This is a genomic window from Erythrobacter sp., from assembly GCF_040217515.1.
GTDB lineage: Bacteria > Pseudomonadota > Alphaproteobacteria > Sphingomonadales > Sphingomonadaceae > Erythrobacter.
Map to the genome: position 1 here is coordinate 127204 of NZ_JAVJPT010000011.1, position 20072 is coordinate 147275.

Consider the following 20072-nt stretch of genomic DNA (forward strand, 5'->3'; position numbering starts at 1 on the left):
GCGGCTGCCTATTCGGCCGACCAACGTTTGAAGGATGGCGCGGGCAGCCTGGCTGTCCGCGCCCTTTCATAGGCGGCGCCGGTTTTCAGCACGTCGTGATCGGCCCATTTCGGGCCGATGAAACTTATCCCGACCGGCAGCCGCTCGACCGCGCCCATGGGCACGGTGAGATGCGGATAGCCGGCGATCGCGGCGGGGCTGCCGAAGCCGATGGACCCGCCGTAATTGTCGCCGTTGACGAGATCGCTGACCCAGGCCGGCCCGCGCGTCGGGGCGACGATCAGGGCGACGTCGTTCTCGGCGAAGATCGTATCGAGCGTCTCCGGACCGGCGATGCGCAAGGCGTTGGCGCGCGCCTTTTCATAGGCTTCACGGTCTGTCGTCGCCTCGGCCTCGAGAAAGATGCTCTGCCCGAACCAGCGCATTTCCTCCGCTGCGTGGGCCTCGTTGAAGGCGATGAGGTCGGCAAGACTGCGCGGCGTGTCGCCGCGCTCGAACTTGGGTATCGAGGCGAGATAGCGACCCATTTCCTCGCGCAGCTCGAATTTCAGCACGGTGAAGCTGTCGCGATACATCTCGGGATTCGGATCGAATTCGATATCGACCAGCACCGCGCCCTGCGCCTCCATGTCGGCAAGCGCCTGCTCGAACACGGCGCGAACGTCGGCCCGGCGGCCCAACTGCTTGCGCATCACGCCGACGCGCACGCCGTCGAGCGAGGCGGTGCGCAGCCCCTCGGTGTAGTCGGCCTTGCGCGGCACGCCCTTGGTCGCGGGGTCCGCCGGGTCTTCTCCCGCAATGGCGGAAAGCAGGAGCGCGGCATCGTAAACCGTGCGCGTCATCGGCCCGGCGGTGTCCTGCGTCGAGGAAATCGGGACCACATGGGTGCGACTGACGAGGCCAACCGAGGGCTTGAAACCGACAATTCCGTTGATGCTCGCCGGGCAGGTGATCGAGCCATTGGTCTCTGTCCCGATCGCGCCCCACGCCATGCCCGCAGCGATCGCCGCCCCGCTGCCCGAGGAGGAACCGCAGGCGTTTCGGTCGATGGCGTGCGGGTTGCGCGTGAGCCCGCCCACCGCGCTCCACCCGCTGGTCGAATTGTCGTCGCGGATATTGGCCCATTCCGACAGATTGGTCTTGCCCAGCACGACTCCGCCATTGCGCCTGAGATTGGCGATCAGAGGCGCGTCGCGGCGGGTGAAATTGTCGGCTAGCGCGAGGCTGCCCGCCGTGGTCGGCCATTCCTCGGTCTCGATATTGTCCTTCACCAGCACGCTGCGCCCCTTGAGAAGGCCGATGCCGATCGCGTCGCGCGCCTTGAAGCCGGCGGTGTGCGAATAGGCGATGACCGCGTGGATTCCTTGCGGCCCGTCGTCATATTGCCTGATCCGCTCGACCCGGGCGCCGATATCGGCGAGCGCGTCGAACGCGTCGGGGCCGGCGTCGCGATGGGCAAGGGCCATGGGCGCTGTGCAAAGGACGCAGAGCGCGGCGAGCGAAAACAGGGTTGTGGAGCGCATGATCAAGGGATTGCGCGGATCGCGCGCGGGGGCAAGACCATTTCGAACACGAAGTTTCCGGCGGCGATGCGGCCAGACCCCTTGAAATTGCCCCCCACACTCCGACATAGCGAGGCCGCAACAACGGGAAGGAATCCACGACGATGATCGATCTGCTCGGCGACAAGGGCGAAACCTTCGGTACCCAGGGCCAATTCACGCGCGACCCGCTTACGGGCGCGCTCGTGCCCGTCGTGGTGGAGCAGACCAGCCGCGGCGAACGCAGCTTCGACATCTTCTCGCGCCTGCTGCGCGAACGCATCGTCTTCGTTACGGGTCAGGTCGAGGACGGGATGGCGAGCCTCATCACCGCCCAGCTGCTCTTCCTTGAAAGCGAGAATCCGTCGAAGCCGATCAGCATGTACATCAACTCGCCTGGCGGGGTGGTGACGGCCGGCATGGCGATCCACGACACGATGCAGTATATAAAGCCGCGCGTGTCGACCGTATGCATGGGACAGGCCGCTTCGATGGGCAGCTTCCTGCTCGCAGCCGGCGAGCCGGGCATGCGGATCGCGTTGCCCAATGCGCGGATCATGGTTCACCAGCCGTCGGGTGGCGCGCGCGGCATGGCTTCCGATATCGAGATCCAGGCGCGCGAGATCCTGCGTATCCGTGAACGGATGAACGATCTCTACGTCAAGTATACCGGCCAGAGCCTGTCCGACATCGAAAAGGCGATGGACCGCGACACCTTTCTCGATGCGGACGAGGCGAAGAAATTCGGCATCGTCGACAAGGTCTTCGAAACTCGCCCCGAATCCGAGGAAGGAGACGGCGAGGAAGGCTCGGGCGGCGCTCCTGAATAAGCGGGTGCCGTTGCCTGAAACCGCGCCTCGCGCGGAGGAGGGCCGGACATGAAAGAAGGGGCGAAGCAGCGTTTCGTCCTGGCACGCACAGGCGGATATCCGGGTTACGGAGCGATCTCCCGGGGTTTATCCTCACCTATGCGGATGCAAAATCATCGGCGCATGTGTTGATTCATGCGCCTGTGTCGATACACTCCGCGAATCCTCACGCAAAGAACCGCTTTCGCGTGGGTCGCCCAGGACGATTAGGAATGACCAAATTGAGCGGATCTGACAGCAAGAGCACCCTTTATTGCAGCTTCTGCGGGAAGTCCCAGCACGAAGTGCGGAAGCTCATCGCCGGCCCCACCGTGTTCATCTGCGACGAATGTGTTGAGCTTTGCAACGACATCATCCGCGAAGAGACCAAGGCCGGGATCGCCGGGAAAAAGGAAGGCGAAGTTCCCACGCCGAAGGAAATTTTCGAAACGCTGAACGATTATGTTATCGGCCAGAACAGCGCCAAACGAAACCTCGCGGTTGCGGTGCACAACCATTACAAGCGGCTCAAGCACAGCGGCAAGGCAGGCGATGTCGAGCTTGCCAAGTCGAACATCCTGCTCGTCGGTCCGACCGGCACCGGTAAGACACTGCTCGCCCAGACGCTCGCGCGCACCTTCGACGTTCCCTTCACGATGGCCGACGCCACGACCCTGACCGAAGCGGGATATGTCGGGGAAGATGTCGAGAACATCATTCTCAAACTGCTCCAGGCGTCGGATTACAACGTCGACAAGGCGCAGCACGGCATTGTCTATATCGATGAAATCGACAAGATCACGCGCAAGGCCGAAAACCCTTCGATCACCCGCGACGTTTCGGGCGAAGGCGTGCAGCAGGCTTTGCTCAAGCTGATGGAAGGCACGACGGCCTCGGTTCCGCCGCAGGGCGGGCGCAAGCATCCGCAGCAGGAATTTCTCCAGGTCGATACGACGAACATCCTGTTTATCTGCGGCGGCGCGTTCGCTGGCCTCGACAAGATCATCGCCGACCGCCTCCAGAAGCGTTCGATCGGTTTCGGCGCGCATGTCGCCGACCCGGAAAAGCGCAAGGTCGGCGAATTGCTCGAGAAGAGCGAGCCGGAAGACCTGCTCAAGTTCGGTCTCATTCCCGAATTCGTCGGCCGCCTGCCGGTTATCGCGACGCTGCACGATCTCGATGTCGATGCACTGGTCACCATCCTGACCGAGCCGAAGAACGCCATCGTCAAGCAGTACGGCAAGCTGTTCGAACTCGAGGACGTCGAACTCACTTTCACCGAAGACGCGCTGAAAGAGGTCGCCGAGCGCGCGATCAAGCGCAAGACCGGCGCTCGCGGCCTGCGCTCTATCGTAGAGGGAATCCTGCTCGACACGATGTTCGAGCTGCCCGATCTCGAAGGCGTTTCTGAAGTCGTGATCGATGCCGAGGTGGTTAAGGGCGAAAAGGCCCCGATCCTGGTCCACGGCAGCGAGAAGAAGGAAGCGGCTGCGTGACGGTCTCCGGCGGCGCGCTGACGCTCGCCGCCGCAGCCATTGGATTGCTGCTCCTTTCGGGGCTATGGGTCGAATGGCGCTATCGCGGCTTTGCCCGGCTTCCGGTCCATTTCGATGGTTCGGGCAGGGCGACCCGCCTTGCCCCCCGCCGGGTCGTGATCTGGTCTACCCCCACTATTTTCGTCGGCCTCAATGGGTTCATCGTGTTCCTCGTCCAGACTCTCCCGCGCGATGACTTGCGGGGTGAGCCTGACGAGGCTTTGATGATCGTCGCAATTGTCCTGCTCGGCGCACAACTCTTCATTCTCTGGCTGGTCGAGCGCTGGGCTCGCGGCGGAGGATGACCGATCCGGCCTTTCACCGCCTGACGCAGGCGGGCATCGCCCCGTAGCTCAGGGACGGCGGACCATGCGCACCATCGGGATTATCGGCGGGATGAGCTGGGAAAGCTCGGCCCAGTATTACGCTCTCATCAACCGCGCCGTGCGCGACGAACGGGGCGTGCCGCATTCGGCGCGCATCGTCATGGACAGCTTCGATTTCGGCGCGGTCGAGCCGCTCCAGCGCGCCGACGACTGGGACGCGCTCGGCGATATGCTCGCGGCGAGCGCGCGCCGACTCGAAGCGGCGGGGGCCGATTTCCTCATCCTTGCGACGAACACGATGCACAAGGTTGCCGGGCATGTCGAAGCGGCGACCCGCCTCGATCTGCTCCATATCTGCGATCCTTCCTCCGAAGCAATCCGCGCGGCCGGGATACGGCGGGTCGGCCTGATCGGCACGGCTTTCACCATGGAACAGGCCTTCTATCGCGAACGGCTCAAGGCGGGCGGTATCGAGGTGATCATCCCCGGCCCCCGTGACCGTGCCGAGGTGCACCGCGTGATCTACCAGAAACTGGTTGCCGGGCTGGTGCTCGATGGCTCGCGCGAGGCTTATCGCGGCGTGATCGAACGGCTCGCGAAAAGCGGCGCGCAGGGCGTGGTGCTGGGCTGTACCGAGATCGCTTTGCTGATCGGCGCCGCTGACAGCTCCATCCCGCTGTTCGACACCACCGCGCTTCATGCGTCGGCTGCGGTTCGCAGGGCCCTCGCCTGACAGCCGTCAGAGCGAGGACCTCGGCACAAAGACAACCCCGCCCGGGCCGTAAAGGCCGGACGGGGCTGCAATCGGCGCCGCCCTCAGGGGGGAGGGGGGGAACAGGACGACGCCTTTGATCTGTTCTGCTCAGCTTGCACGCGCACCTTGCGGTGGCTCGGCTTTCCGGTTCAGACGACCGCGTCGGCAATCAGGTAAACGGTTCCAACGGTCGCGGCGTTGAAGAAGGTTTTGATCCTCAGGGGTAGCAAGCGTTCCGTTTCCTTTTTCCTTCGCGTTCCTCGCGGCGCTGCGCCGCCTTTGCCTAACCAATGCTTGGGCCCCTGCATGGGTTCTGGGTGAGAGCCGCACCCCGCCGCGCATGTCCCACCATTCGCCCCGTTGTGCAGGCATGGAGGCAAGAAAAAACCCCGCCCGGCCTGGAGGAGGAGCCGGACGGGGCACGGTTTCGCACCGCCCCGGGTGGGAGGGATAAGGGTGAGGCGGCGCGAGCCGATTGGTCGACGAGGGCCGATCAGCCCGGCAGGAAAACGCCATCGGTGACATGCACCACGCCGTTCGAGGCTTCGACATTGGCTTTCACAACCTTGGTCTGGCGCCCGCGCGCATCGGTGATGACGATGTCATCGCCCATCGGCATAGCGGTCAGCGTGCCGCCCTGGACGGTTTCGATCGTGGCCGACCCGCCGCCTTGGCGGATGAGATTCATGAGATCGGCGCTGGTTACCTTGCCGGGCACGGCGTGATAGGTCAGCACGGCTTGCAGCATCCCCTTGTTTTCCGGCTTGAGGAGCATCGGAACCGTGCCTTCAGGCAGGGCGGCAAAGGCTTCGTCGACCGGGGCGAAGACAGTGATCGGGCCGGGACCCGACAGCGTCTCGGCGAGGTCTGCCGCAACGACGGCCTGGACCAACGTATCATGCATGCCCGTACTCTTGGCGATGTCGACGATTGTGCCGGCTTCCTTTTCCATGTGATGGTCGGCCGCAGCCGGGGCAGCGGTCAGGGCGGCGAGACCGGTCGCGGAAGCGAGCCCGGCGAGAACGGCGGCCTTGAGGGGATTCGGGGTAAAGCGCATGGATAAACTCTCCTTGGTTTGCGCAAGCCCTCCCGATCTTGCACCGGAACTACGCACCGGGGCCGGGACCGGATGCGGAACAAAGCCAGGCGGTTCGGGAAATGGCGGGCCTGCGCGATGCCAGGTGGCTGAACTGCGCCGAGCCGTTGCGGCAGGCTTTCAGACTTCGCTGAAGGAGCCTTCGGCCACGACGGGGCCCGCATCGACGCCTTCGGGCTTGCCGCCCAGCGGTTCGCGCGTGAGCACCAGCCCCGCTCCTTCGCCGAGGTTGCGGGCGACCGTGTCGGGCAGCTTCATGCTGCGGATCTCGCCCGGCTCGACGACCCCCAGCGATTGCAGTTCGCCTCCGCCCGGCGGGGCCAGCCACAATTCGTGATCATGCACGCCGTCGGCCGAAAGGCCGATCGCGGCGACCACCATGCGCTCGGTTTCGGGGATGTAGGTGACGTCGAGCCGCAGGCCGGTATCGCCGATCGGAACCGTCGCGACGAGCGGATCGGCCTCCGCGAAAAAGGGCGCATCTTCGGGCGCTTTCGGCACAGGGGCGGGCGCAGTATCGGGCGAAAAGACCAGCAGGGCGAGCGCCACCGCCGCAGCGAGCGAGGTCAGTCCGGCAGTCCACTGCCAGCGCCTTACGCTCTCGCGCAACTCGACCACGTTCGCGGGCGACGCACCGCCGCCTGCCAGCTCACCCTCGGCCCGGGTCGCCTTGATCGCATTCACCCGCGCCTCGATCCGCTGCCAGACCTCGCTCGATGGCATTGCGGCGGGCACTTCGTCGAGCAGTGGGGCGAGCCGTTCTTCCCACCGACGCACTTCGGCCGCGAAAACGGGATCGCTCGCCATCCGGCCGCGCGCGGTCAGCAGCGCCTCGCCTTCGAGAAGGCCCAGCGCATATTCGGCCGCGAGCACCGGTTCACTGCCCGGTGTACCGTCCTGCATGTCTTCCCCGGCGTTCATTCGCCCTTCTCCAGGCAATCGCGCAGGCGGATGAGGCCACGGCGGATCCAGCTCTTCATCGTTCCCAGCGGGACGTCGGCGCGTTCGGCCAGCTCAGCATAGGTGAAGCCCTCGAAAAAGGCCGCGCGGATCTGCTCCGCAGCGTTCTCGTCGAGCGTTTCGAGGCAGGTATGTACCCGTGCCGCGCGCTCTGCATCGATCAGGAGGTCGTCGGCGAGCGGGGTTTCGTCGGGAAGCGGCGCGGCCTCTTCCACGGCGACGGCCCCGCCGCGCACCTTGCCCGTGCGAAGGCGATCCACCGCGCGGTTTCGCGCGAAGGTCGCCAGCCACGAAATCGGGCTTGCGCGGTCCGGGTCGTAGCGATCGGCCCGCTGCCAGAGATTGACATAGACGTCCTGCAAGGCGTCCTCGGCCTCCTTCCTGTCGCCCAAGATACGCAGGCATATGCCGTAAAGCTTCACGCGCGTTGAGGCGTATATCTCCTCGAGTGCGGCGCTGTCACCTTCGGCGAGCCGGACCATCGCCGCGCGAAGCTTTTCGCGCGCGATCACGGCGTCGTCGGGCCGGATATCGGCCGCGTCCCCGGATGGATTGCGCTTCGCCATCAGCAGGGATGCTCGCAAGCGGCCGCCTCAACGCGTTCGACCTGGATGGTCGAATGCCCGATGCCGAAATGTTGCCTGAGAGAGCGGGCAGCTTCGCGCAGGAAATCGTCCGAACCGGCCTCGCCCGGCATGACCAGATGCGCGGTGAGCGCGGTTTCGGTGGTCGACATTGGCCAGATATGCAGATCGTGGACCGCCTCGACCCCGTCAAGGGCTCCGAGATGGGCGCGCACTTCCTCGACATCGATCCGCTCGGGCGCGGCAAGAAGGCCGAGTTTCACGCTGTCGCGGGCGAGGCCCCAGGTCCCCCAGGCAATCACTGCGAGGATGGCAAGGCTGGTGAGCGGGTCGAGCAGCGCGATGCCGGTCCACACGATCGCGAGCCCCGCGATCACCACACCCAACGAGACGAGCGCATCGGCCGCCATGTGAAGATAGGCCCCCTTGATGTTAAGGTCCTCCTGACCGCGCATGAACAGCAGGGCAGTCAACGCGTTGATCGCGACTCCGATCCCGGCGACAGCGACCATGACCGTGCCCTGCGGTTCGCCGGGGTCGAGCAGGCGGTGCGTCGTCTCGATCAGGATCGCCCCGATCGCAATGGCAAGCAGCAAGGCATTGGCGATCGCGGCGAGGATGGTCGAGCTCTTGAAGCCGTAGGTGAAACGGCCCCGAGGCGGGCGCTTGGCGGCCTCGGCCGCGCCCCACGCAAGCAGCAGGGCGAGCACGTCGGAAAGGTTGTGCCCGGCATCGGCGATGAGCGCCATGGAATCGGTGAGATAGCCCGCCGCTGCCTCGATCACGACAAAGGCGGTGTTGAGCGCGACCCCGATGGCGAAGGCGGGACCGAAATCCGTGGGCGCATGCGAATGAGCATGCCCGTTCCCGCCCACGTGCCTGCCGGCGTGGACATGATCGGCATGGCCGTGGGAATGGTCATGTGAACGTGCGAAACCCATCGCTCCTAGCCATAGACGCAAGCGGCCAGTCCGTCACGCTTCACGATCCCGATGCGCGCCTCGATCGTGTTGCCGTGCCGCGCGAGCCAGCCGCCGGGGCTGCGCACCGCGCGGGTTTTCGGGCTCGGCAGGGCCGCGGCCATGCGGCTCGCTTCGTCAGGGCTCAGCCGGGCGGCGGAATGGCCGAAATAACGCTGCGCCCCGGCCTCGGCGCCGTATGTGCCGATCCCGGTCTCGGCGACGTTGAGATAGACTTCCATGATGCGAGCCTTGCCCCAGACAAGCTCGATCCAGAAGGTGAACCATGCCTCCAGTGCCTTTCGGAACCAGCCCCCGCCCTGCCAGAGGAAGACGTTCTTGGCGGTCTGCTGGCTGATCGTCGAGGCGCCCCGCACGCGGCCGGTCTGTTCGCGCTCGCGCAGGGCCTGCTCGATCGCCTCGGTGTCGAAGCCCGAATGCTCGCAGAACTTCGCATCCTCCGCCGCGATGACGGCGAAGACGAGGTTCGGGTCGATGCGCTCGAGGCTTTCCCAGTCGCGGGTCGATCCGTTCTCGTCCATCAGCATGGTCGCGGTGACGGGAACGGGGATCCACTTGAAGGCGATCACCAGCAGCAGGGTGAAGCCGACGAAATAGAGCATGAACTTCGCGGCAAGGCGCGCAAGGGTGAGGGGCATGGCGCGCCCCTATACCAGAGGCGTGGCGCGGGGAACGGCGATCTTTGCGAGTGCGGCGCAGGGGGTTATTCCCCGGCCATACGCCGCCTGCTCGCCCTCGCCGTGATGCTCGTCTTGTCGCCCGCGCTGGCGGAGGACGAATACGCCAACCCATGGTGGTTGAGGGTGAGCAATTGCGGCGCGTTCCATTGCGCGGCTAACCTGCTCGAAGCGGACGAGGGCGAGGGACTGTAATAGGGAGAGTCTGCGCGCGGCGTGTTCGCGCGGATCGGCATGGGCGAGGTCGCCGGCCATTCGCGCGAATCATGGGTGCTGCAAAAGAGATTCGTTGCGGGCAGCGATTTCGTCCTGCTAGCGCGGGAGGCACAAGGGCGCGATCTCGCGGCGCGCTTGACTGTTCTGCAACGCCGTTCTCCTCGCCGACGCGTGCGCGAAAACGACGGAACCGATAGCTGGACCATCCGCTATCGCGCTGTTGAAAGCCGTGCGGAATTGCTGGCGCTCGCCCGGCGGATGCTGCGCGAAGAGCCGCTCGGCAGGCTCGAACTGGTCGAAGACGAAAACGAGGAAGGGCCGGACGCCGAGACATCCGACCCTTCGAACTGAGCATGTGTCCTGATGTTTACGCCACGCCCGGCAGCAGGCGATCGCCTGCGATGCGCTGCATCGCCTTCTGCAGCTTTTCGAAAGCGCGCACTTCGATCTGGCGGATGCGTTCGCGCGACACGTCGTAGACCTGGCTGAGCTCTTCCAGTGTCTGCGGATTTTCCGTCAGGCGGCGTTCGGTCAGGATGTGCTTCTCGCGCTCGTTAAGCGAATCCATCGCCTCGATCAGCATGTCGTGGCGGACATCGGCCTCTTCCGCGTCGGCGACGAGTTCGTCCTGCAGCGGGCCGTCATCGGTCAGCCAGTCCTGCCATTCGCCAGAGCCCTCCTCACCATTGCGCATCGGCGTGTTGAGCGAGCCGTCGCCGCCCATCATCATCCGGCGGTTCATGTTGACCACTTCCTGTTCGGGCACGCCGAGATCGGTCGCGATCTTCTTCACGTCGTCGGGCGAGAGGTCGGTGTCCTCATAGGCTTCGAGCTGCTTCTTCATCCGGCGGAGGTTGAAGAACAGCTTCTTCTGCGCGGCGGTCGTCCCCATTTTCACGAGGCTCCACGAACGCAGGATGAATTCCTGGATCGATGCCTTGATCCACCACATCGCATAGGTCGCGAGGCGGAAACCGCGATCGGGTTCGAATTTCTTCACGCCCTGCATCAGGCCGACATTGCCTTCGGAAATGAGGTCGGAGACGGGCAGGCCGTAGCCGCGATAACCCATCGCGATCTTGGCGACGAGCCGCAAATGGCTGGAAACCAGTTGCGCTGCGGCTTCGGGATCCTCATGTTCCTGATAACGCTTGGCCAGCATGTATTCCTGCTCGGCCGTGAGGACGGGATACTTCTTGATCTCGGCAAGATAGCGGTTGAGGCTCTGCTCTCCGCTGAGCGCCGGGACCGTGGGGGTCTTGGTAGTGCTCACTTTCAACGGACCTTTCTGTTGTCGACCGCTTTTGCCGGACCCCTGATGGGCATCCGGCCGATTGGGTCACAAGGCGGGTTATATACGAAACGGGCGCAATTGTGTGCGCTTTTCATCGATCAAAACGATCCAATTCGTCGATCAGTTCCTGCATGTCGGGCGGTAAAACGGCCTCGAAATGGACCTTTTTGCGCAAGACCGGGTGCACGAAACCCAACTCGGCCGCATGCAACGCCTGCCGGGCGAAACCGAGCCGGGCGAGAAGCGGCCTGAGCGGCTTCGGGGTCCGTGCGTATACCGGATCTCCCAATAGCGCATGACCGATTGACGCACAGTGAACGCGCACCTGGTGGGTCCGCCCGGTCTCGAGGCGGCATTCGATCAGCGCCGCTTCGCAAAAGGAGCGCAGCACGCGGTAATGCGTCACGGCATGCTTCCCGCGCGAGCTATCCGGCGAAAGCGCTGCCATCTTCTTGCGATCGGCGTGCGAACGGCCGATCCGCCCCTCGATCCTCCCCTCGGCCGGGCGCGGGATGCCCGCGGTGACGGCGAGATAGCGGCGGTGCACCGAATGCTCGGCGAACTGCGCGGCAAGGCCTTCGTGGGCGGCGTTCGTCTTGGCGACGACCAGCAGGCCAGACGTGTCCTTGTCGATCCGGTGAACGATGCCGGGCCGCGCGACCCCGCCGATCCCCGACAGGCTCCCATTGCAATGATGCAGCAGCGCATTGACCAGGGTCCCCTCGGCATTGCCCGCAGCAGGGTGGACGACCATGCCCGCGGGCTTGTCGACGACGATCAGGTGCTCGTCCTCATGGGCGATGACCAGGGGGATGTCCTGGGGACGCGCCTGGGCCTCGACGGCAGGGGGCAGGACGATGCGAAACGGCGTGCCTGCGACGACCTTCGCGGAGGGGCTGGCTGCGGGCACGCCGTCCACTTCGACCCCGCCATCGCCGATGAGCGCCTGGACCCGGGCGCGCGAAAGCCCGCTCGCCTCGGCCAGCGCCTTGTCGAGCCGGGCGGAAGCGGCGATGCGGCCGGTGATGATTTCGCTCTCGGACACGGCTAGGGCCATGCGCCATGGCAATCGAGGTGACAAGACAGGCGGCCGACGCCATGCTTGCAAGAGCGCGCGCCGCGCATCCGCGCGAGGCCTGCGGCATCCTGTTCGGCTCGCCCAGCCGAATCGAGCGTTTTGTGACGTGCGCCAATGTCCACCCGGAGCCCGAAAAGGCGTTCGAGATCGACCCGCAGGCGCTGATCGACGCGTATCGGGCCGCCCGTTCCGGCGGGCCGGGCATTGCGGGCTGGTTCCACTCGCACCCGCACGGCGCTGCGGAGCCTTCGGCCACCGACCGCGCGCTCGCCGCGCCCGACGGGCGGATCTGGGCCATTGCCGGACAGGGGCGCCTTGCCTTCTTTCGCGCGGTGGAAGGCGGATTCGAGACGCTTTCCAGCGCGTTGATCGATGGCTAAGGTCGTGCCCATGAACTCGCAGACCGATCTTGCAGCGCTTTTGTGTTCGCGCCTTTGCCATGACCTTCTTTCCCCGGTCGGGGCGCTGTCCAACGGGCTCGAACTGCTCGCCGACGAACAGGATCCCGAAATGCGCGAACGGTGCGTCGAATTGCTCGAGGCGAGCGCGAAGATCAGTACCGACAAGCTGAAGTTCTTCCGTCTTGCTTTCGGCGCGGCGGGCGGGTTCGGCGAGAACGTGCCGGTGGAAGAGGCGCAGCAAGTGATCGGCGCACTCGCAGGCGACGGCAAGAAAATCGACATCCACTGGGCGATGGCGGAAACCAGCCTGCCGAAGCCCGCGATCAAGGTGCTGCTCAACCTTGCCCAGATCGCGCTCGACGCGCTGGTGCGCGGCGGGCGGCTCGACATCGGGGCCGAGCGGCGCGACGGCAATGTCGAAATCGTCGCCCGCGCCACAGGCTCGCGCGTCGCATTCGACGAAGTGATCGGCCGCGCGCTCGAGGGCGATCTCGGCGCGAGCGAGCTGACCAGCCGCACGGCGGCGGCGCACATGATCGCGCTGCTGGCCGAGGAAATGGGCGGCGGCTTGCAATATCGCCTGACCGACGAAGCTTTGGTGCTGGGGGCGGTTATCCCCGAGCCGGAAGGCATGATCGGGTGAGTCCGTCCGAAGGCGCTTCGCCGCCCGCCCCGCGCGGCATGATGCCCGCAGGGATGCGTTCTGGCGAGCTCGTCCATGCTGTCGTGCCCTCCCCCAATTTCGGCGAGCGCCAGTTGCCTGTCACCATGGTCGTGCTGCATTACACCGAGATGCAGCCGGTCGAGCAGGCGCTGGGCAAACTGATCAATCCCGACAGCGGTGTCTCGGCGCATTACCTCATTAGCGAAACCGGGACCGTCACCCAGCTCGTGCCGGAGTCGAAGCGAGCTTGGCATGCCGGTGTATCGTGCTGGCGCGGGATCACCGATGTCAACTCCGCGAGCGTCGGGATCGAGCTCGACCATCCCGGCCATGCCGGTGGCTATCGCGAATTCGCCGACGCGCAGATCGATGCGCTTATCCCGCTGCTGGCCGAGATCGTCGAGGATTACGACATTCCGCGCGCGAACGTCATCGGCCATTCCGATGTCGCGCCCGCCCGGAAGGCCGATCCGGGAGAGCTGTTTCCCTGGGACCGGCTGGCGCAATACGGCCTTTGCCTGCCGAAGCCGGAAAAGCTGGAACTCGGCGACCCTTTCCAGAACGATGGCGCGTTCATGCTCGCTCTCGAGCGGTTCGGTTATGACATCACCGATGCGACCGCGGCGGTCACGGCGTTCCAGCGGCGCTGGCGGCCGGAAATCATCGACGGCGCGATCGATGGGCAGGTGGGCGCGATCCTGTTCCAGCTGCTGCTCGACCGCGACCGGGGCCTGGCGCGATAGGGAGCGCCCCCCGCAAGGCACTACCGCCGCGCGCATTTCGCGCCTATATGCACCGCGTCAGGGGGCCAGGCAGCCGCGTGCCTTTCACGGTGCGAGGAAAGTCCGGGCTCCACGAAACGAGGGTGGCGGGTAACGCCCGCCGGGTGCCGGTCTTAAGGCCGGTATTCAGGGAAAGTGCCACAGAGAGTAGACCGCCGATGGCCCCTTAAGGGCACAGGCAAGGGTGAAAGGGTGCGGCAAGAGCGCACCGGGGCGCTGGCAACAGGGTCCGCATGGCAAACCCCACCCGGAGCAAGGCCAAATAGGGGCCTCGCGCCCGTCCCTTTCCGGGCGGGCAGGGGAGTTTCGCCCCGAGAGGCCCGGGTTGGCTGCTTGAGCCGTCCGGCAACGGGCGGCCCAGATGAATGGCTGCCCCCGCGCGATGCGGGACAGAACCCGGCTTATCGGCCCCCTGATTTCTCGCGTTTTGGGACGAGCGGTCGTTTTCGTGCTGTCGTTCGGATGCGCGATCGGCCATCCTGCGTGAATGCCTAGTCCTGACCCCAGCACTCGCCCGCTCTCCCAGCGCCTCGTCGTGATCCTTGCCGTGGTGGTGCAGATCGGCGCGACCTTCCTGCCCGATCTCGGGTTCGGCGAGCAGATCGGGGACCGCTCGGACAGCGTGCGCACCCTCATCACGCCGTCGGGCTGGGCCTTCGCGATATGGGGGCCGCTCTTTATCGGCAGCGCCGTTTTCGCCGGCTGGCAGGCGCTCCCCGCGCAGCGCGACAATGCCCTGCTCGATCGGATTGCCTGGCCCGCCGCTATCGCGCTGGCGGCGCAGGGCGTGTGGGCCGTTTACACCCAGTTCGCCAATCTCACCTTCGTTTCGGCGCTGATCATCCTCGTCTCGCTCGGCGGGTTGCTCGCCTGCCTGCGAGCGCTGTCGCAGGCCAAGGCGCTGTCGGCGGGCGAGCGCTGGCTGGCTGGACTGGTTCTCAGTGCCCTGGCGGCGTGGCTGACTGCGGCGAGCATCGTCAACATCTCGGCCAGTCTCGTCTATCACGGGGTCGGGGGCGATTTTGCCAATCCGCTCGCCGCCGCTCTCATGGTCGCAGTGGGAGGGATCGTCGCAGCTCTCGCGGTGGCGCGCAGCAAGGGCAATCCGTGGTATGCGCTGGTATTCTGCTGGGCGCTTTCGGCGATCTATTTCCGCGGCGGGCAGGAGGCCGATATCATCGCCGTCGCCTGCGTGGCGAGCGGGGCACTGGTCCTCGCCGTGATGCTGGCGACGCTTGCCCGGTCGGGCAATCGCCGGCATTGGTTGGGGGTCTAGAGGCTGGGGATCTAGGGGCTGGGAATCTAGGCCCGCCCGACGCTGATATACCGGAAACCGGCCGTGCGCACGTCCTCGGGATGATAGATGTTGCGCAGGTCGACCAGAACGGGCGCGGCGGCGAGTTCCGCGACCCGCGCGAGGTCCAGCGCGCGGAAGGCATCCCATTCGGTCACGATCACCGTCGCCTCCGCGCCCTTGATCGCGTCATAGGGATCCTCGCACATCGTCACTTCGGGCATGAGCGGGCGGGCAAGGTCCATGCCTTCGGGGTCATGGGCGGAAACCGTGACCCCGGCATCGATCAGCGCCTGCGCGATGGCGATTGCGGGCGAGTCGCGCATGTCGTCGGTGTTGGGCTTGAAAGTGAGGCCCAGCAGCGCCGCCTTTCGCCCGCGCGCCGCCCCGGCCCCGCCGAGCGCCTCGAGCACCTTGCGCCCCATTGCGCGCTTGCGGCTGTCATTGGTCTTGACCACGGCCTCGACGATACGGGTCGGGCTGTCGTAATCCTCGGCCGTCTTGAGCAGGGCGAGCGTGTCCTTGGGAAAGCACGAGCCGCCATAACCGGGTCCGGCATGGAGGAATTTCGGCCCGATCCGATTGTCCATGCCGATTCCGCGCGCGACGTCCTGTACGTTCGCGCCGACTTTCTCGCACAGGTCCGCCATCTCGTTGATGAATGTGATCTTTGTCGCAAGGAAGGCGTTGGCGGCGTATTTGATCAACTCGCTCGTGCGGCGCGAAGTAAACAGGATCGGCGATTCGTTCAGGAAGAGAGGCCGGTAGACCTCGCGCATGATCTCGCGGCCGAAATCGTCCTCGGCCCCGATCACGATCCGGTCGGGCCGCTTGAAATCGCCGATCGCGGCACCTTCGCGCAGGAATTCGGGATTGGATACGACGGCGAACCGGTGGACCGTGCCGGTATCTCGTATGATCCGCTCGACTTCGTCGCCCGTCCCGACGGGAACTGTCGACTTGGTCACGACAACCGCTTCGCCGGTCAGGCTTTCGCCCACTTCACGCGCGACCGCATGGACGAAGGTAAGGTCCGCATGGCCATCGCCCCGTCTACTCGGCGTGCCGACCGCGATGAAGATCGCGTCGGCCCCGGCGATCCCCTCGGCCAGGCTGGTGGTGAAGGAGAGACGCCCGGCCTTCACGTTGCTCTCGACCAGGGCGTCGAGCCCGGGCTCGTAGATCGGCATGATGCCGTCGCGCAGCCGGTCGATCTTGCCCTGATCCTTGTCGATGCACGTAACCGTATGGCCGAAATCGGCGAAGCAAGCGCCGGATACCAGACCGACATAACCCGAACCGACCATCGCAATCTTCATGAACTACGTCCCCCTTCGAAGCGCATCGGCGCCCCCTGCCACCATTGCTACGCGTCGACGAACGCCGAGCTCGTCAGCGTGCCCTGTCACCTTGGAAAATCTCGACCTCGCCCGCATCGTGCTTGCATGCCTGCATGATCCGTCGCTGGTCGGCTTCGAGCACGAGCGCTGTAAGCACACCTGAGCGGAAAGCGCCAGTGTCGATCCCGATCCGGTTGCCGCAATCCATGACCCGATCGAAAATCGTGTGGCCGTGCACAACGACCTTCTCGAGGGGGCCTTCGTGATCGAGGAAGCGGTCGCGGATCCACAGAAGGTCGCTGCGCTTTTGCCCTTCCAGGGGCTGTGAAGGGTCGATCCCGGCATGTACGAAGACGTAATCGCCCGCGACGATCATTTCCTCGAACGAGGCGATGTAGTCGCGTTCCTCCTGCGGGACGAGGCCGGGGAGCATGGCGAACAGGTCGTCGATGTCGAGCGTGTTGAACCGCTTGCGCGAGAGGCCGAAGGACAGGATCGTCTCGCGCCCGCCATGCTTGAGGAAATGGCGCAGGATTTCCGGTTTCTCGAACGCCTGGAGGAACATTTCCTCGTGATTGCCGGCCAGCACCCGGACATTGCGCTGGCGCTGCCATTCGCGGGTCGCGGCAAGCACGCCCCTGCTGTCCGGGCCGCGATCGACGAGGTCGCCGAGCAGGACGATGCGGCTTTCATGCGCGCCGTCATCTTTGCCGCCCGCCTCGGCAATGTCGGCTTCGACCGCGTCGATCATCGCCTCGAACAGGTCGAGCCGTCCGTGTATGTCGCCGATCACGTAATAGCGCGTGCCATCGGGCACACGCGGACCGGGTGCGGGAGGGGCGGGGCGAAAGAGTTCCTTGAGCGCGTTCAGCATCGTTTCGACAGACGTTAAGTGTTCGCAGGAAAGGCATGGTTAAAGGCGTGTCGCAGCGGGCGTGCAGGCCGCACACCCAATCGCGCACGGATGCATTGTCATGCGGGCCTGCGCACAACCCTTGGGTCATTTGCCCGTTCCGCGCTAGGCGTAGTGCAACCGGATCGGATCGTGTTCGCATGAAGGGCCTTTAGGCGCAGCGAGGCTGAACGGCAACTGAGCGGCTCGTGCGGTCGCTCCGATGCCCTGCACGATCCGTCGCTTGGGAGAGCTTGTGATGCACGAAATCCACGACCTTGCAATTTCTGCGCACCGGGGGAGTGCGAGACCGCGTCTTTTCGGCCTTGCCGGTGCCGGCCTCGTCCTGGGTCTCTTCCCGGGCACCGCATCGGCCTCTGCGGCCACGGGTGACGATGGGCCGGTCCCCGTTCCGGTTTCGACAGAATCCGCCGAGGCAACATCCGCCGCTCCGGTCGCCGAGCCGCCGCGCCGAGAGGATAAGGATGCGCAGGGCCGTGCCATACCGATGCGGGCACCAATAGCGAAGCAGACGGCATCGGGCTTGTCGGGCGCGGGCTTCACCGTGATGGCGAATGCGACGCTGGCAAGCGAATACCGCTTTCGCGGGGTCGACCTCTCGGGCGGGGACCCGGCGCTTCAGGGCGGAATCGACGTGGTTCACGATTCGGGCTTCTACGCGGGGACCTTTGCTTCGACGCTCGATGAGACGAGCGTCGGCTACGGAGCAATCGAGCTCGATGTCTATGGCGGCTGGAGCGGGGATGTCGGCGAAGGGCTGAACGCCAATATCGGCATCATCGCCTACACCTTTCCCGATGCCGGACCGGGCAATTTCGATTATGTCGAGCTCTACGGCTCAATCGGGTTCACTCTCGGCCCTGCGCAGGCCACCGTCGGAGCGGCATGGGATGTGGGCGAGGACGGGCTGGACTTCGCCGGGCTGCGGCGCGACAATCTGTATCTCTATACCGACCTCTCGGCCGGATTGCCGGGTACGCCGGTCACGGTGAACGCGCATTTCGGCTATACCGATGGGGCGCTGGACTTCGCGGGGGATAGCCAGTCATTCGACTGGTCTCTGGGAGCGGACTGGGCGATCCGAGACACGCCGCTTGTGCTTGGGGTGGCCTATGTCGATGCGGCGGACGATGTCGCACCGCCCGGCGCATTCAACCCCACGTCGAGCACGCTGCTGGGCACGCTTACCGCGTATTTCTGACGCCTGCCGTTCCTGCCGCGCACGGGGTCAATCGAGCGAGAAATTCACCGTCGTCACCACGCGCACCTTTTTGTAGGGGCTATCGGACTTGCCCCAACCGCCGCTGTTGCCGTCGCGCGCCTCGATCGAGAAATAGCCCTGCGTGGCATTCTTGATCGCCCCGACACTCGCGCCCGAATCCTGCGCGAATTGTTGCGCGGCGGCGCGCGCGTCGCGCGTTGCTTCGGCCACCATTTGGGGCTTGATGTCGTTAAGTCGGGTAAAGGCGTAACTCATGCCCGAGCCTTCCTCCAGGAACACGCCGCGACCCACCAGGTCGAATTGCCGCGCCACCGCTTTCTGTGCGCGTTCGATGTCCTCGGTCCTGAGCGCAAGACGCTGGCGCACCGTGTAGGTGGTGATCCCGTCCTTGGTGTAGCTCGAGACATTCGCGCCTGTTGGCTGGAGCGCGGATTCGGGAAAGCCGAGCCCGGCAAAGAACTCCTCGATCGCCTCGGTATCCGAGCGCGCCTTGGCCTGGGCATTCGCAAGATTGGCGGAGGAAGCGGAATAGGAGATCGTCCAGGTCGCAAGGTCCGCGGTCACGTCGCGTTCGGCAAGGCCGCGCACGGTGACCGAGCGTTCCGCCTCCTTTGCGCGAAGCAGGCCGTCGCCCAGCAGGTATCCGCCCGCGACCATGCCGAGAGCCGCGATCGCGGCCGTCCCGAACCAGCGCATATTGGCCGAATTCGTCGTTTCCTTTGCTTGCCTTTCTCCGGTCATCCTGTCCTCCATTTGTCTGTGCGACGAGTTGTGCAAGATCGTCGATGAACCGTTTTTGAATGAATGCTAGGGATACCGCCAGGAAAGCCGAGGACCGCATGACCCAATATCTTCATTCCATGATCCGCGTGACCGACCCGGAGGCAACGGTCGCCTTCTTCAATCTGATCGGCCTTGAGGAAGTGCGCCGCTTCGACGTCGAGCAGGGCCGCTTCACGCTCATTTTCCTCGCCGCGCCCGGACAGGAAGGCGTGGCCGAAGTCGAGCTGACCCATAACTGGCCGCCCGAGGACGGGAGCGAACCCGAACGCTATGACGGCGGGCGCAATTTCGGCCATCTCGCCTATCGGGTCGAGAACATCTACGAAACCTGCCAGCGGTTGATGGATGCAGGCCATACGATCCACCGCCCGCCGCGCGACGGCTACATGGCGTTCGTCAAATCGCCCGACGGAATCTCGGTCGAATTGCTGCAGGACGGTCGGCTCGAACCCGCCGAACCCTGGGCGAGCATGGAGAATGTCGGCAGCTGGTAAGGCTCTCTCGCCGCTCGCTGCCCGCTCCGATCCGGAACCCGCCCTGCGGCCGGTCCGTTCCGGATGGGTAGATAAGAAGCGAGAGGAGATGAGCCATGCCGGCCAAATCGAAAGCACAGCAAAAGGCAGCGGGCGCCGCGCTCGCCGCGAAGCGCGGGGAAACCAAGGTCTCCGATCTTCAGGGCGCGTCGAAGGAAATGTACGACAGCATGAGCGAAGGCCAACTTGAGGATTTCGCCGAAGGCCAGCGCAAGGGCAAGCCGGAGCATGTCGAGAACGACGACTGATCG

The 20072-nt window shown here is 65.0% G+C and carries 24 protein-coding genes and 1 other RNA gene; 14 read left to right on the forward strand and 11 right to left on the reverse strand.

Annotated features, from left to right (window positions below; all coding sequences use genetic code 11):
* Positions 1-8: 8 nt before the first annotated feature.
* Positions 9-1523, reverse strand: a complete 1515-nt coding sequence (locus RIB52_RS12985; RefSeq protein ID WP_350176194.1) for an amidase — start codon at positions 1521-1523, stop codon at positions 9-11.
* Positions 1524-1666: 143 nt separating this feature from the next.
* On the opposite strand from RIB52_RS12985, the gene RIB52_RS12990 reads away from it, so the two are divergent.
* The 4 genes from RIB52_RS12990 (at position 1667) to RIB52_RS13005 (ending at position 4983) form a co-directional block, all read left to right on the forward strand.
* Positions 1667-2371, forward strand: a complete 705-nt coding sequence (locus tag RIB52_RS12990; RefSeq protein WP_350176196.1) for an ATP-dependent Clp protease proteolytic subunit — start codon at positions 1667-1669, stop codon at positions 2369-2371.
* A 251-nt stretch (positions 2372-2622) separates the two neighbouring features.
* Positions 2623-3885, forward strand: coding sequence for an ATP-dependent Clp protease ATP-binding subunit ClpX (clpX, locus tag RIB52_RS12995; RefSeq protein ID WP_350176198.1), 1263 nt, complete (start codon positions 2623-2625; stop codon positions 3883-3885).
* Positions 3882-4229: a hypothetical protein gene (locus tag RIB52_RS13000; RefSeq protein ID WP_350176200.1), complete on the forward strand. Its 348-nt coding sequence runs from the start codon at positions 3882-3884 to the stop codon at positions 4227-4229. The genes clpX and RIB52_RS13000 overlap by 4 nt, the downstream gene beginning before the upstream one ends.
* A gap of 64 nt (positions 4230-4293) precedes the next feature.
* On the forward strand, positions 4294-4983 hold the full coding sequence (locus RIB52_RS13005; protein WP_350176202.1) for an aspartate/glutamate racemase family protein: 690 nt from the start codon (positions 4294-4296) through the stop codon (positions 4981-4983).
* Positions 4984-5497: 514 nt separating this feature from the next.
* On the opposite strand, the gene RIB52_RS13010 is transcribed toward RIB52_RS13005, so the two are convergent.
* The 5 genes from RIB52_RS13010 to mtgA all read right to left on the reverse strand — a co-directional run bounded on the left by RIB52_RS13010 (position 5498) and on the right by mtgA (position 9262).
* Entirely contained in the window at positions 5498-6061 is a 564-nt protein-coding gene (locus tag RIB52_RS13010) for a fasciclin domain-containing protein (protein ID WP_350176204.1), read from the reverse strand.
* A 159-nt stretch (positions 6062-6220) separates the two neighbouring features.
* The gene (locus tag RIB52_RS13015) at positions 6221-7021 is read right to left on the reverse strand and encodes an anti-sigma factor (RefSeq protein WP_350176206.1); all 801 of its coding nucleotides are present in this window, start codon (positions 7019-7021) and stop codon (positions 6221-6223) included.
* On the reverse strand, positions 7018-7626 hold the full coding sequence (locus tag RIB52_RS13020) for a sigma-70 family RNA polymerase sigma factor (protein WP_350176208.1): 609 nt from the start codon (positions 7624-7626) through the stop codon (positions 7018-7020). Before RIB52_RS13020 ends, RIB52_RS13015 begins: the two co-directional genes overlap by 4 nt.
* Positions 7626-8585: a cation diffusion facilitator family transporter gene (locus RIB52_RS13025; RefSeq protein WP_350176210.1), complete on the reverse strand. Its 960-nt coding sequence runs from the start codon at positions 8583-8585 to the stop codon at positions 7626-7628. The genes RIB52_RS13020 and RIB52_RS13025 overlap by 1 nt, the downstream gene beginning before the upstream one ends.
* 5 nt (positions 8586-8590) lie before the next feature.
* Positions 8591-9262: a monofunctional biosynthetic peptidoglycan transglycosylase gene (gene mtgA, locus RIB52_RS13030; RefSeq protein ID WP_350176212.1), complete on the reverse strand. Its 672-nt coding sequence runs from the start codon at positions 9260-9262 to the stop codon at positions 8591-8593.
* A gap of 102 nt (positions 9263-9364) precedes the next feature.
* Here mtgA and RIB52_RS13035 point away from each other — a divergent pair, with 102 nt between their 5' ends.
* Together RIB52_RS13035 and RIB52_RS13040 are read left to right on the forward strand one after the other, a co-directional pair.
* Positions 9365-9496, forward strand: a complete 132-nt coding sequence (locus tag RIB52_RS13035) for a hypothetical protein (RefSeq protein WP_350176214.1) — start codon at positions 9365-9367, stop codon at positions 9494-9496.
* A 192-nt stretch (positions 9497-9688) separates the two neighbouring features.
* Positions 9689-9868: a hypothetical protein gene (locus tag RIB52_RS13040; RefSeq protein ID WP_350176216.1), complete on the forward strand. Its 180-nt coding sequence runs from the start codon at positions 9689-9691 to the stop codon at positions 9866-9868.
* Positions 9869-9884: 16 nt separating this feature from the next.
* On the opposite strand, the gene rpoH is transcribed toward RIB52_RS13040, so the two are convergent.
* Positions 9885-10790 (reverse strand): RNA polymerase sigma factor RpoH, encoded by a 906-nt coding sequence (gene rpoH, locus RIB52_RS13045; protein ID WP_350176218.1) that lies wholly within the window; start codon positions 10788-10790, stop codon positions 9885-9887.
* Positions 10791-10902: 112 nt separating this feature from the next.
* Entirely contained in the window at positions 10903-11868 is a 966-nt protein-coding gene (locus tag RIB52_RS13050) for an RluA family pseudouridine synthase (RefSeq protein WP_350176220.1), read from the reverse strand.
* Positions 11869-11873: 5 nt separating this feature from the next.
* Between RIB52_RS13050 and RIB52_RS13055 the strand changes: the two genes are divergently transcribed.
* From RIB52_RS13055 to RIB52_RS13075, 5 genes are all read left to right on the forward strand, one after another.
* Positions 11874-12269 carry a M67 family metallopeptidase gene (locus tag RIB52_RS13055; protein WP_350176222.1) on the forward strand — a complete coding sequence of 132 codons (396 nt, stop codon included), beginning with the start codon at positions 11874-11876 and terminating at the stop codon, positions 12267-12269.
* A 10-nt stretch (positions 12270-12279) separates the two neighbouring features.
* A complete protein-coding gene (locus RIB52_RS13060) occupies positions 12280-12933 on the forward strand; it encodes a histidine phosphotransferase family protein (protein WP_350176224.1) in 654 nt (217 codons plus the stop codon).
* A gap of 53 nt (positions 12934-12986) precedes the next feature.
* Entirely contained in the window at positions 12987-13697 is a 711-nt protein-coding gene (locus RIB52_RS13065; protein WP_502879546.1) for an N-acetylmuramoyl-L-alanine amidase, read from the forward strand.
* A gap of 57 nt (positions 13698-13754) precedes the next feature.
* Positions 13755-14156, forward strand: an RNA gene (gene rnpB / locus RIB52_RS13070) — RNase P RNA component class A.
* A gap of 67 nt (positions 14157-14223) precedes the next feature.
* On the forward strand, positions 14224-15012 hold the full coding sequence (locus tag RIB52_RS13075) for a TspO-related membrane protein (RefSeq protein ID WP_350176226.1): 789 nt from the start codon (positions 14224-14226) through the stop codon (positions 15010-15012).
* 26 nt (positions 15013-15038) lie between these two features.
* Here RIB52_RS13075 and RIB52_RS13080 read toward each other — a convergent pair whose 3' ends face one another.
* Both RIB52_RS13080 and RIB52_RS13085 read right to left on the reverse strand, forming a co-directional pair.
* Entirely contained in the window at positions 15039-16349 is a 1311-nt protein-coding gene (locus RIB52_RS13080) for a UDP-glucose dehydrogenase family protein (RefSeq protein ID WP_350176228.1), read from the reverse strand.
* Between the two features lie 73 nt (positions 16350-16422).
* The gene (locus RIB52_RS13085) at positions 16423-17244 is read right to left on the reverse strand and encodes a metallophosphoesterase family protein (RefSeq protein WP_350176230.1); all 822 of its coding nucleotides are present in this window, start codon (positions 17242-17244) and stop codon (positions 16423-16425) included.
* A gap of 526 nt (positions 17245-17770) precedes the next feature.
* Here RIB52_RS13085 and RIB52_RS13090 point away from each other — a divergent pair.
* Entirely contained in the window at positions 17771-18484 is a 714-nt protein-coding gene (locus tag RIB52_RS13090; protein ID WP_350176231.1) for a TorF family putative porin, read from the forward strand.
* 27 nt (positions 18485-18511) lie between these two features.
* Here RIB52_RS13090 and RIB52_RS13095 read toward each other — a convergent pair whose 3' ends face one another.
* Positions 18512-19201, reverse strand: a complete 690-nt coding sequence (locus tag RIB52_RS13095) for an SIMPL domain-containing protein (RefSeq protein ID WP_350176267.1) — start codon at positions 19199-19201, stop codon at positions 18512-18514.
* A 143-nt stretch (positions 19202-19344) separates the two neighbouring features.
* Here RIB52_RS13095 and RIB52_RS13100 point away from each other — a divergent pair, with 143 nt between their 5' ends.
* A complete protein-coding gene (locus tag RIB52_RS13100) occupies positions 19345-19782 on the forward strand; it encodes a VOC family protein (RefSeq protein ID WP_350176233.1) in 438 nt (145 codons plus the stop codon).
* A 95-nt stretch (positions 19783-19877) separates the two neighbouring features.
* Positions 19878-20069, forward strand: coding sequence for a DUF3008 family protein (locus RIB52_RS13105; RefSeq protein ID WP_350176235.1), 192 nt, complete (start codon positions 19878-19880; stop codon positions 20067-20069).
* Positions 20070-20072 lie beyond the last annotated feature (3 nt).